This window comes from Burkholderia sp. 9779_493, from assembly GCF_015712215.1.
GTDB lineage: Bacteria > Pseudomonadota > Gammaproteobacteria > Burkholderiales > Burkholderiaceae > Burkholderia > Burkholderia cenocepacia.
Genome location: NZ_JACCQA010000024.1, coordinates 34468 through 50923, shown reverse-complemented (window position 1 = coordinate 50923; position 16456 = coordinate 34468). Strand labels below are relative to the sequence as shown.

Sequence of the window (16456 nt, the reverse complement as noted above, 5' to 3'; positions counted from 1 at the left end):
CGCAGCCGCCGCCCGCATCCGGCGCCGTGAAGCGCGCCGCGCCGACGTGTTGGTCGGCCGGCGCGCCCGACCGGCGTTTAGCGCGCCAGCGTCACCGCCAGATACCCCACATAACCCGCGCCGTTCGCGAGCAACGCCCAGATCGCGAGCCCGCGCGTGCGCGCATTGATGCGCAGCCAGGCCGCTGCCGCGAGCGTGATGATCACGCCGGTCAGCACTTCGGGGCGCGGCTCCCACGGCGTCAGCATGATGCCGATCGCCGGCAGCAGCGTGCCCTGGAACACCATCGCGCCGGTGATGTTGCCGAACGCGAGCGTGTCCTTCCGGCGGCGGATCCACAGCACGCTGTTGACCTTCTCCGGCAGTTCCGTCGCGATCGGCACGATGATCAGCGACAGCAGCAGCGCCGACACGCCGAGCACGTGCGACACGCCTTCCACGCCGTGAATGAAGCCCTTCGCCCCGCCCACCAGCAGCGCGACGCCGATCAGCAGTTGCAGCACGATCGTCGCCAGGTTGGTCGGCAGGCCGATGCGCGACAGGAACATCGCGTGCGGCGCCTCGGTGCCGTGCCCGGCATCGACGAGCCCGGTCGATGCACGGAACGTCATCACGACGTACATCACGTAGAGCCCGACCAGCATCGCGGCGAGCAGCGCGCGCACGGCCCAGTTGTGATGCGGAACGAACATCGCGACGGTCGCCAGCGAGAACGCGGCGAGGAACGTGTTCATGTCGCGCACGAAGCCGGTGCGTTCCGGCGTGATCGTGCCGCGCAGCCCGCGCGTGCGGATCACGGCGAGCGTCATCAGGAACGTGGTGAGCGTCGCGAGCATCAGCGGCGCGCCGAGAATCGCGCCGACGCCGATCTCCTCGTTCACGGCCTGGTTCGACGTGCCGCCGGCCAGCGCGAGCAGCGGCACCATCGTTTCGGGCAGCGCGGTGCCGACGGCCGCGAACAGCGAGCCGGTCACGCCTTCGGAAATCTTCAGGCGTTCGCCGAGATGTTCGAGCGCATTGGTGAAGACTTCGGCCGCGACGAGGATCACGACCAGCATGAACGCCAGTTCGACAAACATGAAGGTCATGCGGCACCTCCGCAGGTAGCGGTGGCGTGGGCAAGGCGAGCAGGGAGGAACATGGGGACTCCGTGGTCGGACGCTGACGAACCATGACACATCCGCCGACGTCCGACCAGGAACGACGCGATGTGCCGATGGTCTCGCCAAGCCGATCAGGCCGAACGCGCCACGGCCGCAGGCCGAGTGTGTTGACGCGTTCGCTTTCCGGGGGCGGAAAGCAGGCTACTCCCCAAAGACGGAGAGCAGTCTAGCCGAGCGGTTTTCTTTCGACAAGCCTTCGTCTCGAAAAAAATATACCCCTCCACCCTATAGGGGCAGCCTTCCGAAGATATACTCCCCTACCCTATACAGGAGCCATCGATGAGTCATACCGTCCGCGAGAAACAGAAGCTGCTGAACCGCGTGCGCCGTATCAAGGGACAGGTGGAAGCGATCGAGCGGGCGCTGGAAGAAGAGCGCGGCTGCAACGACGTGCTGCAACTGATCACGAGCTGCCGCGGCGCGATGAACGGCCTGCTGGCCGTCGTGCTGGAAGACCACATCCGGTCGCATCTCGTCGATGCGGACACGCCCGATGCGCACGAGGGCAGCGCGACCGAGCAGCTGATCGAGGTCGTGCACAGCTATTTCAAGTAACCGGATGCAAACATGAACGAATTCGACGGCGCGGCGGCGGGCGGCGCGCACAGCCACGCATTTCTGGGCGCCGCACATGCGCGCAACGAGCGGAAGACGTGGATGGTCATCGGCCTGTGTACGGCGATGATGATCGCCGAGATCGTCGGCGGCACGCTGTTCGGCTCGCTCGCGCTGGTCGCCGACGGGCTGCACATGTCGACGCATGCGGGCGCGATGCTGATCGCCGCGCTGGCCTATACCTATGCGCGCCGGCATGCCGACGATCCGCGTTTCGTGTTCGGCACCGGCAAGCTCGGTGACCTCGCCGGTTTCACGAGCGCGATCGTGCTGGCGATGATCGCAGTGCTGATCGGCTATGAGGCGATCGCGCGCCTGCTGGCGCCGGTGCCGATTCACTTCGGCGAAGCGATTCCGATTGCGGTGCTGGGACTTGCCGTGAACCTCGCGAGCGTGTGGCTGCTCAGCGGCGACCACCATCACGGGCATGGTCACGGCCATCACCATGCGCACGGGCACGACCGTCACGATGACCATGATCATGACCACGACGACGCGCACCACGCGCATCATGCTCACGGTTCGCACTCGGCCGCGCATCACGACCACAACATCCGGTCGGCCTACGTTCACGTGATCGCCGACGCGGCCGTATCGGTGCTGGCGATCGTCGGCCTGCTGCTCGCGCGCGCGTTCGGATGGGTCTGGATGGACCCGCTCGCGGGCATCGTCGGCGCGCTGGTGATCGCCAACTGGGCGTACGGGCTGATGCGCGATACGGGCAGGATCCTGCTCGACGTCAACGTCGATCGCAAGCTGACGGACAACGTTCGCCGTGCGATCGAGGCGCTCGGCGACACGGTCAACGATCTCCATGTGTGGCGCGTGGGCCCCGGGCACATGAGCGCGATCGTGTCGGTCGAATCGGCCGACACCGCGCGCGATGCACGTTTCTACCATGCGCTGGTCGCGGGCTTCGACGGCGTGTCGCACGTGACCGTCGAAGTGCTGACGCCCGCGAAGGCGGCCTGATCGTGGCCGTGAAATCGCCGTGTATCGAGCTGTGCGAGTTCGACGGCCGCACGGGCTTTTGCGTCGGCTGCCTGCGCACCCGCGACGAGGCGCGCGACTGGAAGAAGCTGACCGACCATCGCCGGCACCAGATCCTCAACGACCGCACGCGCCGGCAGGCGAAACTTCGGCGCGATACGGCGGAATAGCGAGCGCGCACGCACGGCGTGCGGTCGTGTCACGGGACTGCAGTAGCATCACAGGCATTCGGCATCTGGATTCCTGAACCGGAGCGACCCATGCAGACCGACTCATCGACCGGCATTCTTCGGCAGATTCCACGCAGCGTGTGGGTGCTCGGCTGTGTCAGCCTGCTGATGGACGTGTCGTCCGAAATCATCCACAGCCTGTTGCCGATGTTCCTGATGGCGGGGCTCGGCGCGAGCGCGACGACGATCGGCCTGATCGAGGGGATCGCCGAGGCGACGTCGCCGGTCGTCAAGGTATTCTCCGGCACGCTGAGCGACTATCTGCGCAATCGCAAATGGCTCGCGGTGACCGGCTACGCGCTCGGCGCGCTCAGCAAGCCGCTGTTCGCGATCGCGCCGACGATCGGCGTCGTGGTGACCGCACGCATCGTCGACCGCGTCGGCAAGGGGATTCGCGGCGCGCCGCGCGATGCGCTCGTCGCCGACGTCACGCCCGTTCACCTGCGCGGCGCCGCGTACGGGTTGCGCCAGTCGCTCGATACGGTCGGCGCGTTCCTCGGGCCGCTGCTGGCCGTCGTCATCATGCTGGTGTGGCGCGACGATTTCCGCCTCGCGTTCTGGCTGGCCGTGATCCCGGGCGTGCTCGCCGTGGCGCTGCTCGCGTTCGGCATCGACGAACCGGCGCGTGCGCCGGGCGAGCCGCGCGTCAATCCGATCCGCCGCGAGGTCGTCGCGCAACTCGGCGCCCGCTACTGGTGGGTCGTGGCCGTCGGCGGCGTGTTCGCGCTCGCGCGTTTCAGCGAGGCGTTCCTGGTGCTGCGCGCGATGGGCAGCGGCGTGCCCGTCGCGCTCGTGCCGCTCGTGATGGTCGCGATGAACGTCGTGTACGCGTTGTCCGCTTACCCGTTCGGCAAGCTCGCCGATACGATGAGCCACACGACACTGATGGTGGTCGGGCTCGTCATGCTGATCGCCGCCGATATCGTGTTGGCGCACGGCGCGCACTGGCCGGCCGTGCTCGTCGGCGTCGCGCTGTGGGGGCTCCATATGGGCATGACGCAAGGGCTGCTCGCGACGATGGTCGCGCATGCCGCGCCGGCCGAATTGAGAGGGACGGCGTTCGGCGTGTTCAACCTGATCAGCGGCATCGTGACGCTCGTATCGAGCGTCGTCGCGGGCTTCCTGTGGGACCGGGCCGGTGCTGCTGCCACGTTCTACGCGGGAGCGGTGTTCAGCGCGGCGACCATCGCGCTGCTCGTGTGCGTTCGCACGTCGTTCGGCACGGTGCAGGATCGCTAGCCGCACGACGCGGCGGCGCACGCGCTAACGATCGGTGCCGCGCGGAAAATAAAGCGCGAACGTCGTGCGCCCGTCGCGGCTCGCGACCTCCACCTTGCCGCGATGCAGCTCCATGATCGACTTCACGATCGCGAGCCCGAGCCCCGCGTTGCGCGCCGCGCCGTGCCGCGACGAATCGATCCGGTAGAAGCGCTCGAAGATCCGCTCGACCTGTTCGGGCGGAATCGCGGCGCCGCGGTTCGTGACTTCGACGACCGCGTAGCCGCGTTGTACGGACACGGCCAGCTCGATCGTCGACGCGGCGTCCGCGTGTTCGAGCGCATTCGACGCGAGGTTGCTGACCGCACGCCGGAACAGCGTCGCGTCGGCGAGGACCGGTGCTTCGCCATGCACGTCGATGCGCACGCCGGCCTCGTCGGCCAACGCCTGGAAATACGACGCGAGCCGGCGCAGTTCGCTGCCCGCGTCCAGTTCGGCGGTCTTCAGGTGCTGCCGCGCATTGTCGGTGCGCGCGAGAAACAGCATGTTCTCGATCATCCGCTGCAGCCGTTCGCATTCCTCGATGTTCGATTCGATCAGCGCTTCGTATTCGTCGACGGTGCGGGCGCGCGACAGCGTGATCTGCGACGAGCTGATCACGTTCGCGAGCGGCGTGCGCATGTCGTGCGCGAGATCGGACGAGAACTGCGACAGCCGCACGAACGCGCGTTCGAGGCGGTCGAGCATCCGGTTCACCGACGTGGCGAACTCGCGCAATTCGACCGGGCCGCCGCGCGCGTCGAGGCGTGCGTTCAGGTTGTGCGCCTCGATGCGCGACGTTTGCCGGCCGAGGCTTTCGACCGGGCGCAGGCCGCGCGACGCGACCGCGTAGCCGAGCGCGCCGACCAGCAGCGCGCCGACGGCCGCCGCGAGCCAGATGTCGACGCGATAGCTTTCGAGCAGCGACTGCCGATCGGCCGCGGTGCGCGCGAGCGAGACCTCGATCGCTTCGCCGGACGGCAGCGTTTCGCGCGCGTACACGCAGCGCGACGTGCCGATGCCGGGCGGCGCGCACGTGAACGGCCCATCGGCGCTGCCAGCCGGATGCGGCGCCGAGATCACCGATGCGAGCGTGTTGCCCGCTTCGTCGGAGTGCTCGACGAGCGGCTGGTGTCGCGCATCGTAGATGCCGAGATAGACGCCCGGATGCGACAGCAGCACGTCATGGAACACGGCCGGGTCGGCGCGCAGCGCGGCCGTCGAGCCGCTGGCGCGTGCCAGTTGCAGGAACTGGTTGAGCTTGGCGGAGATCTCGATGTCGTCGCGCCGCGTCAGTTCGGCGGACAGCGAACGGTAGAGATACGCGCCGGTCAGCGCGAACACGAGCGCCGCGACGGCGGCGAACGCGAGCGTCAGGCGCCGCAGCAGCGAGTACGACGCGGGGCGCGCGGTCACGAACGATCCTCGAGCACGTAGCCCATGCCGCGGATCGTGTGGATCAGCTTCTTCTCGTAAGCGTTGTCGATCTTCGCGCGCAGGCGCTTGATCGCCGCATCGACGACGTTCGTGTCGCTGTCGAAATTCATGTCCCAGATCTGCGACGTGATGAAGGTGCGCGTCAGCACCTCGCCTTCGCGTTCCGCGAGCAGCTGCAGCAGCGCGAATTCCTGTGCGGTCAGGTCGATGCGGGCGTCGGCGCGCCGCACGCGGCGCTTGAGCAGGTCGATTTCCAGATCGGCGACGTACAGGACGTCGCGCACGTTGCGCGGCGCGCGCCGCAGCAGCGAGCGGATACGGGCGAGGAATTCGGCATACGCGAACGGCTTGAGCAGGTAATCGTCGGCGCCGAGTTCGAGCCCGGCGACCTTGTCCTCGATCGCGTCGCGGGCCGTGAGCAGCAGCACGGGCGTCTGCTTCTGCGCGCGCAGCCGCCTGAGCACCTCGAAGCCGTCGAGCTCCGGCAGCATCACGTCGAGCACGACCAGGTCGAAATCCTCGTGCAATGCGAGGAACAGCCCGTCCTTGCCGTTTTCCGCGACGTCGACCGTGTAGCTCGCCTCCGTCAGGCCCTTCCGCAGGTAGGACGCCATCTTGGCTTCGTCTTCGACTATCAGTATCCGCATGGTGAGGCAGGCTGTCCGTGATTCCAGCCGGTCAGTGTAACGCCGGAGCGTACGGCGTCGCGCGTGCGCGCAGGATGACCGGCGGATGACGGAATTGTCATGAAAAGCCGGTCATGTTCCGGCCATGCCGTCGTCACCGCGGCGGCGATAAGCTGCGACCGTCTTGTCCCCGGAGCGCGCCGTCGCGGCGCCGCGATGGCCCGAACGATCGCTGTCTGCCCGATTTCGCATCCATGTCGTACTGGCGCACATTCCTCGTCGTCGTGTTGCTCGCGCTGAGCCTGCCGATCCAGTCGTTCGCGGCTGTTTCGATGCAGTGCGCGAGCGTCGCCGCGCCGCATGAGGAGAAGGCGTCGCACGCGATGCCGGCCGCGCAGGATGGTCATGCCGATCACGGCGACCACGCGCGGCATGCGTCGTCGTGTGTCGCGTGCGTGTCGTGCTGCTTCGGCACGGGCATGTCGGGGGCGCCTGCGGTGCCGGCCGCAGCGAGCGGCGGCGTCACGATCGTCGCGCCGCCGCCTTCGGCTGAGGACGTGTCGTTCCTGACCGGCGGCATCGACCGGCCGCCGCGCCGGATGCCCGCCTAGTCCCTGCCCGTGGCCGACCGGCCGCGATCCGCCCTCTACTTCGGCGGCCGCCTCAGGCGCGCCGGACGACTTACGACGAGACATGTTCATGCGATTGATCATTGCGGCGCTAATGGGCGCGGCGGCCCTCGTGCCGTCGCTCGCGCCCGCGCAAACCCCGTTGCCCGATCCGGCGGACGCCGCCGCGTCGGTGCCGGACGTCACCGTGACGTCCGCGTTCGACGGCTACCGGCCGTATCGGGACGATGCAGGCCCGGGCTGGAAGCAACTGAACCGGGACGTGACGGCGCGGCCCGCGAAAGGGCGTACGACCGGCGGCGCGGCCGGCAACGGCGCGGCCCATTCGATGCACGGAGGGGCCGCGCGATGACGACGTTCGCGATATCGCCGAGGGTCGGCGCGGCCGTGCTCGCGCTGGCGTTCCTCGCGGGCTGCACGACGTTTTCGAAGGACGGCGGGTTCGACGCCGTGTCGTCCGCCGCATCGGCGCGCATCGGCAAGGACGCGGTGGTGGTCAGGACCGACGCCGACCGCGAAGCCGTCGACCGGCGGACGAAGGAACTGCTCGGCAAGCCGCTGTCGATGGACGACGCGGTGCAGGTCGCGCTGCTGAACAACCGCGGGCTGCAGGCGTCGTACGCGGAGCTGGGGCTGTCGGAGGCCGACCTCGTGCAGGCCGGCCGGTTGCCGAACCCGCGCTTCGCATTCAGCCGCACGCGTGCCGGCGACGGCGAGCTGACGCTCGGCCGCACGTTCTCGGCGAACGTGTTCGCGCTGCTGACGATGCCGCTTGCGACGAAGATCGAGCGCCGCCGTTTCGAGCAGACCAGGCTGGAAACGGCCGATGCGATGCTGAAGGTCGCGGCCGATGCGCGCCGGGCCTATGTGGAAGCGGTCGCCGCCGAGCAGGCCGCGAACTATGCGCAGCAGGTGCGCGGCGCCGCCAGCGCGGCCGCCGAACTGGCGCTGCGCATGCGGCAGGCCGGCAACTTCAGCCGGCTCGACTACGCGCGCGAACAGGCGTTTCATGCCGACGCGGTCGCGCAGCACGCGAAGGCGCGCCAGCAGGCCGTCGCCGCACGCGAGAAGCTCACGCGTGCGATGGGGCTGTGGGGCGAACGCACGCGATACGCGCTACCCGAACGCCTGCCGGATTTGCCGAAGGCGCGCCCGGATCTGCCCGATCTCGAACGCTTCGCGATGCGCAACCGCCTCGACATCCAGGCGGCGAAGCTGCGGACGCAGGGCGTCGCGTCGGCGCTCGGCCTGAGCAAGGCCACGCGTTTCGTCAACGCGGTCGAGCTCGGTTACGTGAACGACTACGAGACCGGCAAGGGCCACGAGCACGGCTACGAGATCAGCGTCGAGATTCCGCTGTTCGACTGGGGCGGCGCGAAGGTCGCGCGCGCCGAGGCCGTCTACATGCAATCGGCGAACCGGCTCGCGAAAACGGCCATCGATGCCCGCTCCGAAGTACGCGAATCGTACGCGGCGTACGTGACGAGCTACGACGTCGCGACGCACTATCGCGACGAAGTCGTGCCGCTGCGCAAGACGATTTCCGACGAACTGCTGCTGCGCTACAACGGGATGCTCGCGAGCGTGTTCGAGCTGCTGACCGATGCGCGCGAACAGGTCGGGGCGGTCAACGGCTACATCGACGCGCTGAAGGACTACTGGCTCGCCGAAACCGATCTGCAGATGGCCGTCGGCGGCCGGTTGCCGTCGTCGGGCGCTGCGCCGCGCGCGCCGCATGACGCCGAATCGGCACCCGCATCCACACCCGACGCCGACGCTGCGCCGCAGCCGGCTTCCACCCCCGCGGCGCCATCGGCGCCCGCCACGCAACCGCATCCGGAAGGTCATTGACATGGTGTCCCGTCGACAATTTCTCAGCGGCTCGGGCGCCGCGCTGCTTGGCGCGGCGATGGTCAGCCGGGCCGGCGCCGCGTCGCTGCCCGACGCGCCGACGATGGCGAAAACCGGCACGCAGCCGCCGCTCGTGCCGCCCAACGGCCGCCCGTACACGCCCGTCGCGACGCTGAACGGCTGGTCGCTGCCGTGGCGGATGAAGAACGGCTGGAAGGAATTCCACCTGACGGCCGAGCCCGTCGTGCGCGAGATGGCGCCCGGCATGAACGCGAACCTGTGGGGCTACAACGGCCAGTCGCCGGGCCCGACGATCGAGGCCGTCGAAGGCGACAAGGTCCGCATCTTCGTGACCAACCGGCTGCCCGAGCACACGACGATCCACTGGCACGGGCTGCGGCTGCCGAACGGGATGGACGGCGTCGGCGGCCTCACGCAGCCGCATATCCCGCCCGGCAAGACCTTCGTCTACGAGTTCCAGCTCGAAGCGCACGGCACGTTCATGTATCACCCGCACGCCGACGAGATGGTGCAGATGGCGATGGGGATGATGGGCATGTTCATCGTGCATCCGAAGGATCGCGGCACGATGCCGGTCGATCGCGATTTCGTGTTCCTGCTCGCCGCGTACGACATCGATCCGGGCAGCTACACGCCGCGCGTGAACGAGATGACCGACTTCAACATGTGGACCTTCAACTCGCGCGTGTTCCCGGGCATCGATCCGCTGCCGGTGCGCGCCGGCGACCGCGTGCGGATTCGTTTCGGCAACCTGACGATGACGAATCACCCGATCCATCTGCACGGCTACCGCTTCGAGATCGCGGGCACCGACGGCGGCTGGATTCCGCCGGCCGCGCGCTGGCCGGAAGTGACGGCCGATGTCGCGGTGGGCCAGATGCGTGCGATCGAGCTCACCGCCGATCGCCCGGGCGACTGGGCGTTTCATTGCCACAAGTCGCATCACACGATGAATGCGATGGGCCACCAGGTGCCGAACCTGATCGGCGTGCCGCAGAAGGATCTCGCGAAGCGGATCGGCAAGCTCGTGCCCGACTACATGGCGATGGGCAGCACGGGCGGCGCGATGGGCGGCATGGAGATGCCGCTGCCCGACAACACGCTGCCGATGATGACCGGCACGGGCCCGTTCGGGCCGCTGGAGATGGGCGGCATGTTCACGGTGCTCAAGGTGCGGCGGGGGCTCGAGCGCAACGACTATCGCGATCCGGGCTGGTTCCGGCATCCGAAGGGCACCGTCGCATACGAATACACCGGCGAATTGCCGGATAGCTGAAGCAGCATGCGGCGGCCGCACCGAGACGGCCGCCGGTTTCCATTCACTGACACGGGAGTCGACACGATGAAGAAGGGACTGGTTTTGATGGCGACGTGGTGGGCGCTGGCGTTGTCGGCCGCGTCGCACGCGGCCGGCGACATGACCGGCGACATGACCGGCGGCACGGCCGGCATGGACATGAGCGCGGATGCGAAGCAGGGCGCCGCGGCGTCGAGCATGTCGCACGGCGAGATCCGCAAGGTCGACACGGCGGCCGGCAAGCTGACGATCAAGCACGGCCCGCTGGAGAACCTCGGGATGGACGCGATGACGATGGTATTCAAGGTGAAGGACCCGGCGATGCTGTCGCAGGTGAAGGCGGGCGATACGATCGACTTCGTCGCCGAGGACGTGGACGGCACGCTGACCGTCGTCGAACTGAAGAAGCCGTGACGCGGAGCGCGAACATGACGATTTCCACACGCAAGCGGCTGGCCGGCTTCACCGCCGCTGCCGCGCTCTTCGCGATTGCACCGGTCGCGGCGTCGGCGCACGGCAAGCTGGAAAGCGCGGTCCCGGCGGCCGGCAGCACGATCGACGCGGCGCCCGACATGGTGCGGCTCACGTTCAACGAAGCTCTCGAACCGGCGTTCAGCACGGTGAAGGTGTCGGATGCGAGCGGCAACGCCATCACGCAGGACAAGGCGAAGGTCGACGCGTCGAACCCGCGTGTGATGACCGTCGCGATCCCGACGCTCGCGGCGGGCGCGTACACCGTGCAATGGGCGGCGATGACGGCCGATGCGCATCGCACGAAGGGCACTTATACGTTCCGGGTGAAGGGATGAACGACGGCGTCGTCGGCCTGCTGCGGCTCGGGGCGGTGGCGATCCAGAACGCCGGGTTCGCGGTCGTCGTCGGTGCGCTGCTGGGGCGCCACTGGCTCGCGCGCGGCGCGTCCGCATGGCAGCACGGTGTCGGACGGCGGCTCGTCGCGACGCTGCGCATCGCGTCCGTCGTATCGCTGCTCGCGAGCGTCACCGCGTTCTGGGCGCACTGCGCGCTGATGAGCGAAGTGTCGCTGCTCGACGCGGGCCCGGCGGTGTGTTCGATGCTCGCGGGCACCGGCTTCGGTCATGCGTGGCTGGCCGGCACGGTGTTCATGCTCGTCGTCGTGCTGCTGTCGTTCGCCGGACGTGCGAACGACACGCGGTTTCCGTTCGCGATGGCGGCCGCGCTTGCCGGTGTCGCGCTGGCGCGCAGCAATGGCGGCCATCCGGTCGACGCCGGGCTGTTCAGCGTGCCGGTGTGGATCGACTGGCTGCATCTGCTGGCGATCAGCGTGTGGATCGGACTCGTGCTCGTGACGGCGTTCGGCGTGATGCCGCGGCTCGCCCGCATGCCGGCGAGCGAACGCATGACGGGCGCGGCGTTCGTGCAGTCGCTGTCCGATGCGTCGACCTGCGCGTTGATCGTGCTGTTCGCGACCGGCGCGTACAACGGCTGGCGCGGCGTCGAGACGCCGGCCAACCTGTTCGCGTCGACGTACGGGCAGATCCTGCTGCTGAAGCTCGCGCTCGTGCTGCTTGCCGCGATGCTCGGCGCACACAACCGCTTCTTCGGGATGCCGACGCTGCTGCGCGCGTTGAAGGACCCGGCCGCCGCGATGCCGGCACACGCGTTGAAGCGGTTCTGCACCGTGCTGCGAGTCGAGGCGGTCGTGCTCGGCGGCGTGCTGATGGCGGCGGCCGTGCTCGTGTCGAGCGCGTTGCCGGGGACGGTCTAGCGGCGGGGCTTCGGCGCCGGAAGATGGGGTGCATGGTCGGGGCTTGACCGGACGACACAGGGCGATCGCGGCGTGATGACGACCATTACATCGGCCTGTCTCGCGATTACCAAAAACTGTCACCGAGCGCCGCTAAGCTTTCGCCACCCTCACAACCGGGATTCCCGCCATGCGCTCGACAATCCGCCTGTTTGCCCCGCTATTGCTGCTCCCGGCGCTCGCCGCGCCGGTGTGCGCCGCCACCGCCGCACCCGTCAGCCCCAATTGCGGCGGCAGCACGACGCCGATCGCCGATATCCAGGGGCCGGGCGCGCCGTCGCCGCTCGCCGGGCAGAACGCATCGATCGAAGCGGTCGTCACCGCCGATTTCGGCGGCACGGACGGCTTCGGCGGCTTCTTCGTCCAGCAGGCCGACGCGCAGCGCCGCAACCAGCCGGGCGTGTCCGAAGGGCTGTTCGTCTATGCGCCGAAAGCGCGCGCGAAGGCCGGCGATCTCGTGCACGTGACGGGCAAGGTCGAGGAGAAATACGGGCAGACGCAGCTCACGCTGTCGGGCGCGATCGCGGTGTGCGCGAACGGCCAGACGGTCACGCCCGCGACGCTCACGCTGCCGGTCGACAGCCCGAGCGCGTTCGCCGCATACGAAGGGATGCTCGTGCGCCTGCCGCAGACGCTGAGCGTCACCGACAACTACGAACTCGGCCGCTACGGCAGCGTGATGCTCAGCAACGGCCGCTTGCGGACGCCGACGAGCGTCGTGCCGCCCGCGCAGGCGCAGACGCAGATCGACGCGAACGCGCGCAACCGCCTGATCCTCGACGACGGCTCGAACAAGCAGAACCCGGCAACCGTGCCGTATCCGGCGCCGGGCCTGTCGGCCGCGAACACGCTGCGCGCGGGCTACACGGTGCGCGACGTCGAGGGCGTGCTCGAAGTGCGTTACGGCGCCTGGCGCGTGCAGCCGCTGCCCGGCGCGGCCGCGCCGGCGTTCGACGCGCGTTCGAACCCGCGCACCCAAGCACCGGCGCGCGATCCGAAATCGAACCTGCGCGTCGCGTCGTTCAACGTGCTGAACTATTTCAACGGCAACGGTCTCGGCGGCGGCTTCGACGATCCGAACAACCGCGGCGCGAAGACCTTCCAGGAATTCCAGCGTCAGGAAGCGAAGATCGTCAGCGCGCTGAAGGCGATCGACGCCGACGTGATCGGCCTGATGGAAATCCAGAACAACGGCTACGGCGAACTGAGCGCGGTGCGCCAGCTCGCGGCGAAGCTCGGCAACCACTGGCGCGTGGTCGATCCCGGCACGTCGCGGCTCGGCGGCGACGCGATCGCGGTCGCGCTGATCTACGACAGCCGCAAGGTCGAACCGGTCGGCCGCGCGGCGACGCTCGCGATCGACGACAAGAACCGTCAGCCGCTCGCGCAGTCGTTCCGGCTGGTCAACGGCAACAAGCAGGCGCTGACGGTGGCCGTGAATCACCTGAAGTCGAAGAACTGCCCGGATGCGGCGAACGACGATCTCGACCAGGGCGATGGCCAGGGCTGCTGGAACCCGACGCGCACGCGCGCGGCGGCGAAGGTGGCCGACTGGCTGGCCGGCAACCCGACGGGCGTCAAGAGCCAGGGCGTGCTGCTGATCGGCGATTTCAACAGCTACACGTACGAAGACCCGATCCGCGCGCTCGAATCGCGCGGCTACCGCAACCTCGTCGCGCGCTGGATCGGCGCGAATGCGTACAGCTACGTGTACAACGGCGAAGCCGGCTATCTCGACCACGCGCTGGCGACGCTGCCGCTCGCATCGCACGTGAAGGCCGTGCACGAATGGCACATCAACGCGGACGAGCCGCTCGCGCTGCAGTACACGCTCGCGTACAAGTCGGCGGAGCAGCAGAAGACGTTCTATGCGGCCGATGCATATCGTTCGTCGGATCACGATCCGGTGCTGATCGATATCGCGCTGCCGGGCGGCGGGAAGTAATCGCGGTTCGAGTCTTGACGACGGGCGACGTGCGGCAGGCAATACCGTACGTCGTCGCTTGTCCGGGAACACCGTTTGAATGCCGGGTAAATAATGCCGTGAAGAATTAATCGAATCGGTATTTTATGGATGACGCAGCGCACGGCGATGCTGCGATTGAAGCGTGATTGAAGCGAATCGAATCATCGAATGACGCGCGGCGCACGCCGCGGCATTGCATTAATCGATCGGTGATAATAAAAATGAAAGAATGATCCTGTCGATTTGAAGGCTTTGAATGCGCTTGTCCAAGACGGGATAGGCTTCCGCGTTATGCTGGAAAAGCAAAATATTCGGTTCGTCATTACCGATGAAGCACACGCTGCCCGAATAATCCCGCTTTCTTTCAGATTCCAGACACTGTCCGCCCTTTGCATCATTGCGGGATTTTTAATATCCGAATGATCTTTGACAACGCGGCGCAGCACCGCCTATTTTTGTGATGTCGTAAATTTAGTCATATAAAAGTTGGCCAAACTGCAGGGGGCGCGTCCGAGCACCATTCTCGCCAGCAGTTTGCTGTGTCTGTATCAAGTTCAGTCTCTGAGAAGTCCAATCCCCAACCGCCGACTGCCGACCGTGCAACGCGAGTGGCGGGTCGGCCTGCGCGTGTCGCAGGCGTTGGCGGCCTTTGTGACGCGGTATCCGAAGCCAAAGGAAAGAGATGAAACCAGACAGGAGCAGTACCGGCAGCCGCCGTGTTCGTCGCGGTCGGCTGGCCGGGCTCGGTGCATTGTCGGCCATGACGCTGGCGCTCGCGGCGTGCGGCGGCGACGATTCGTCGTCGGTCGGCGCGTCGAGTCTCGCGCAGGCCACCGCGAGCCAGCAGGCGAGCGCGCAGGCGGCCGGCACCCAGGCGCCGGCGGCCAACCAGCCGTACGTCGACCCAGTCGCGTACTCGATGAACGCGACCGACGGCCTCGCGCCGTCGCAGGTGTCCGAGAAGGCGGCCGTCATGCATTACCAGTGGACCGGCGGCGGCAAGACGATCAACTACACGACGACCACCGGCCACCTGACCGCGCAGGACGCGAACGGCAATGCGGAAGCGTCGATGTCGTATGTCGCGTACACCGCGCCCAGCACGAACGGCAAGCCGCGCCCGGTCACGTTCGTCTACAACGGCGGGCCCGGCTCGTCGTCGATCTGGCTGCGGCTCGGCTCGTTCGCGCCGACCCGCGTGGCCACGCCCGATCCGCTGTTCGGCAACAACTGGCCGAACTACCCGCTCGTCGACAATGCGGAGAGCCTGATCGACACCACCGACCTCGTGTTCATCGACCCGCCCGGCACCGGGCTGTCGGAAGCCGTGTTGCCGAACACCAACCAGAAGTACTGGGGCTCCGACGTGGACGTGAACATCATGCGCGACTTCATCCAGCGCTACCTGAACGTCAACAGTCGCGGCACGTCGCCGATCTACCTGTACGGCGAATCGTACGGCACGCCGCGGACCGACATGCTCGCGCTCGCGCTCGAATCGGCCGGCGTGCACCTGACGGGCATCGTGCTGCAGTCGTCGATCCTGAACTACTTCGCGGATGCGGTGGAAGCGGTGGCGATCACGCAGTCGACCGAAGGGCTGCTGCTCGATACCGATACGGTGGCCGGCTACCTGCCCGGCTACGCGGCGGTCGCCGCGTACTTCAACCAGGTGTCGCCGGCGCCGGTAAACCAGGATCTGTACGCATTCCAGACGGAACTGTTCACGACGCTGATCTATAGCCAGCTGCAGAAGTACTCGCAATCGTGGGTGTTGAGCCAGCTCGGCATTCCGGATGCGCTCGGCACGCCGGTGTTCCCGAGCGATGCGACGCTCAGGCTGTGGTCGATCCCGTCGAGCCTCACGCAGCAGGCGCTGCGCGGCTACTTCAACGCGAATCCGTTCGGCACGAGCCTGCTGCCCGGCACGACGATCGGCCGCTACGACGGGCGCGTGTCGTTGCCGAACTCGGACCCGCGGCTGCAGACCGACGGCGATCCGTCCGACATCCTGATCTCGCAGCCGTTCACGAACGCGCTCGCGACGCAGATGCCGGACTACCTCGGCTATACGGCCCCGAACGCGACGTACCTGCCGCTGAACGACAACATCATCGGCGTCTGGGACTTCTCGCACGACGGCCAGCCGATGCCGGACACGATCCCCGATCTGCTCGGCGCGCTGCAGCTCAACCCGAAGCTTCGCGTGCTCGCGGAGAACGGCTACCACGATCTCGCGACGCCGTTCTTCAACACCGAGAAGCAACTCGCGCGGCTGCAGACGGTGAAGGGCCTGAATCCGAAACTGCAGGTGAACTTCTTCCAGGGCGGCCACATGACTTACCTGGACGACGTCGCCCGTCCGCTGATGAAGCGGGACCTGCAGACGTTCTACAAGGGCGCGCGGATTCCGACGGCGCTGACGCTGCACACGCTGCCGCCGCCGTGGCCGGATGAAAACCCGCCGAGCGTTCCGACCGGCAGCGTCCCGGGCGCGACGGCCGCGACGACGCTGGCGGCAGCCCCTTGAGCGACGGCGTCCTTGTCGAAGGAACCCACTCTTCATCCATTGAATGCGAGCGATCATG

16 protein-coding genes and 1 riboswitch are annotated in these 16456 nt (G+C 67.5%); of the genes, 13 read left to right on the top strand and 3 right to left on the bottom strand.

Features of this window, described 5'->3' with window-relative positions; all coding sequences use genetic code 11:
* Positions 1-77 precede the first annotated feature (77 nt).
* Complete coding sequence (locus tag H0X95_RS23630; RefSeq protein WP_059722292.1) at positions 78-1088, bottom strand: sodium:calcium antiporter; 1011 nt, start codon at positions 1086-1088, stop codon at positions 78-80.
* Positions 1089-1156: 68 nt separating this feature from the next.
* Positions 1157-1325, bottom strand: a riboswitch (yybP-ykoY riboswitch).
* A gap of 117 nt (positions 1326-1442) precedes the next feature.
* Here H0X95_RS23630 and H0X95_RS23625 point away from each other — a divergent pair.
* From H0X95_RS23625 to H0X95_RS23610, 4 genes are all read left to right on the top strand, one after another.
* Positions 1443-1718, top strand: coding sequence for a metal/formaldehyde-sensitive transcriptional repressor (locus tag H0X95_RS23625; protein WP_006479857.1), 276 nt, complete (start codon positions 1443-1445; stop codon positions 1716-1718).
* A gap of 12 nt (positions 1719-1730) precedes the next feature.
* Positions 1731-2750, top strand: a complete 1020-nt coding sequence (gene dmeF / locus H0X95_RS23620; RefSeq protein WP_006484514.1) for a CDF family Co(II)/Ni(II) efflux transporter DmeF — start codon at positions 1731-1733, stop codon at positions 2748-2750.
* A gap of 2 nt (positions 2751-2752) precedes the next feature.
* Positions 2753-2938 (top strand): DUF1289 domain-containing protein, encoded by a 186-nt coding sequence (locus tag H0X95_RS23615; RefSeq protein WP_080403557.1) that lies wholly within the window; start codon positions 2753-2755, stop codon positions 2936-2938.
* 90 nt (positions 2939-3028) lie between these two features.
* Complete coding sequence (locus H0X95_RS23610; RefSeq protein WP_059722293.1) at positions 3029-4237, top strand: MFS transporter; 1209 nt, start codon at positions 3029-3031, stop codon at positions 4235-4237.
* Positions 4238-4261: 24 nt separating this feature from the next.
* Here the strand turns inward: H0X95_RS23610 and H0X95_RS23605 are convergent, their stop codons facing one another.
* Positions 4262-5671 (bottom strand): heavy metal sensor histidine kinase, encoded by a 1410-nt coding sequence (locus H0X95_RS23605; protein WP_059722295.1) that lies wholly within the window; start codon positions 5669-5671, stop codon positions 4262-4264.
* On the bottom strand, positions 5668-6339 hold the full coding sequence (locus tag H0X95_RS23600) for a heavy metal response regulator transcription factor (RefSeq protein WP_059722296.1): 672 nt from the start codon (positions 6337-6339) through the stop codon (positions 5668-5670). Before H0X95_RS23600 ends, H0X95_RS23605 begins: the two co-directional genes overlap by 4 nt.
* A gap of 233 nt (positions 6340-6572) precedes the next feature.
* Between H0X95_RS23600 and H0X95_RS23595 the strand changes: the two genes are divergently transcribed.
* From H0X95_RS23595 to H0X95_RS23555, 9 genes are all read left to right on the top strand, one after another.
* On the top strand, positions 6573-6929 hold the full coding sequence (locus H0X95_RS23595) for a hypothetical protein (protein WP_059722298.1): 357 nt from the start codon (positions 6573-6575) through the stop codon (positions 6927-6929).
* A gap of 88 nt (positions 6930-7017) precedes the next feature.
* Positions 7018-7299, top strand: coding sequence for a hypothetical protein (locus H0X95_RS23590; RefSeq protein ID WP_034178278.1), 282 nt, complete (start codon positions 7018-7020; stop codon positions 7297-7299).
* Positions 7296-8798, top strand: coding sequence for a TolC family protein (locus H0X95_RS23585; protein ID WP_059722300.1), 1503 nt, complete (start codon positions 7296-7298; stop codon positions 8796-8798). The genes H0X95_RS23590 and H0X95_RS23585 overlap by 4 nt, the downstream gene beginning before the upstream one ends.
* Before the next feature lies 1 nt (position 8799).
* Entirely contained in the window at positions 8800-10095 is a 1296-nt protein-coding gene (locus H0X95_RS23580; RefSeq protein WP_059722301.1) for a multicopper oxidase family protein, read from the top strand.
* 66 nt (positions 10096-10161) lie between these two features.
* Positions 10162-10530, top strand: a complete 369-nt coding sequence (locus H0X95_RS23575; protein WP_059722303.1) for a copper-binding protein — start codon at positions 10162-10164, stop codon at positions 10528-10530.
* Between the two features lie 14 nt (positions 10531-10544).
* On the top strand, positions 10545-10925 hold the full coding sequence (gene copC, locus H0X95_RS23570; RefSeq protein ID WP_006484606.1) for a copper homeostasis periplasmic binding protein CopC: 381 nt from the start codon (positions 10545-10547) through the stop codon (positions 10923-10925).
* Positions 10922-11863 (top strand): CopD family protein, encoded by a 942-nt coding sequence (locus tag H0X95_RS23565; protein ID WP_059722305.1) that lies wholly within the window; start codon positions 10922-10924, stop codon positions 11861-11863. Before copC ends, H0X95_RS23565 begins: the two co-directional genes overlap by 4 nt.
* Before the next feature lie 169 nt (positions 11864-12032).
* The gene (locus tag H0X95_RS23560; RefSeq protein WP_059722307.1) at positions 12033-13847 is read left to right on the top strand and encodes an ExeM/NucH family extracellular endonuclease; all 1815 of its coding nucleotides are present in this window, start codon (positions 12033-12035) and stop codon (positions 13845-13847) included.
* A 703-nt stretch (positions 13848-14550) separates the two neighbouring features.
* On the top strand, positions 14551-16398 hold the full coding sequence (locus tag H0X95_RS23555; RefSeq protein ID WP_006484566.1) for a S10 family serine carboxypeptidase-like protein: 1848 nt from the start codon (positions 14551-14553) through the stop codon (positions 16396-16398).
* Positions 16399-16456: the final 58 nt, after the last annotated feature.

What these genes read in the sequence shown, in the direction of transcription:
- H0X95_RS23565 (WP_059722305.1), top strand. Translation starts at nt 10,922, where the DNA reads ATGAACGACGGCGTCGTCGGCCTGCTGCGGCTCGGGGCGGTGGCGATC.
- H0X95_RS23575 (WP_059722303.1), top strand. Translation starts at nt 10,162, where the DNA reads ATGAAGAAGGGACTGGTTTTGATGGCGACGTGGTGGGCGCTGGCGTTG.
- copC (WP_006484606.1), top strand. Translation starts at nt 10,545, where the DNA reads ATGACGATTTCCACACGCAAGCGGCTGGCCGGCTTCACCGCCGCTGCC.
- H0X95_RS23585 (WP_059722300.1), top strand. Translation starts at nt 7,296, where the DNA reads ATGACGACGTTCGCGATATCGCCGAGGGTCGGCGCGGCCGTGCTCGCG.
- H0X95_RS23625 (WP_006479857.1), top strand. Translation starts at nt 1,443, where the DNA reads ATGAGTCATACCGTCCGCGAGAAACAGAAGCTGCTGAACCGCGTGCGC.
- dmeF (WP_006484514.1), top strand. Translation starts at nt 1,731, where the DNA reads ATGAACGAATTCGACGGCGCGGCGGCGGGCGGCGCGCACAGCCACGCA.
- H0X95_RS23630 (WP_059722292.1), bottom strand. Translation starts at nt 1,088, where the DNA reads ATGACCTTCATGTTTGTCGAACTGGCGTTCATGCTGGTCGTGATCCTC.
- H0X95_RS23610 (WP_059722293.1), top strand. Translation starts at nt 3,029, where the DNA reads ATGCAGACCGACTCATCGACCGGCATTCTTCGGCAGATTCCACGCAGC.
- H0X95_RS23560 (WP_059722307.1), top strand. Translation starts at nt 12,033, where the DNA reads ATGCGCTCGACAATCCGCCTGTTTGCCCCGCTATTGCTGCTCCCGGCG.
- H0X95_RS23590 (WP_034178278.1), top strand. Translation starts at nt 7,018, where the DNA reads ATGCGATTGATCATTGCGGCGCTAATGGGCGCGGCGGCCCTCGTGCCG.
- H0X95_RS23555 (WP_006484566.1), top strand. Translation starts at nt 14,551, where the DNA reads ATGAAACCAGACAGGAGCAGTACCGGCAGCCGCCGTGTTCGTCGCGGT.
- H0X95_RS23595 (WP_059722298.1), top strand. Translation starts at nt 6,573, where the DNA reads ATGTCGTACTGGCGCACATTCCTCGTCGTCGTGTTGCTCGCGCTGAGC.
- H0X95_RS23600 (WP_059722296.1), bottom strand. Translation starts at nt 6,339, where the DNA reads ATGCGGATACTGATAGTCGAAGACGAAGCCAAGATGGCGTCCTACCTG.
- H0X95_RS23580 (WP_059722301.1), top strand. Translation starts at nt 8,800, where the DNA reads ATGGTGTCCCGTCGACAATTTCTCAGCGGCTCGGGCGCCGCGCTGCTT.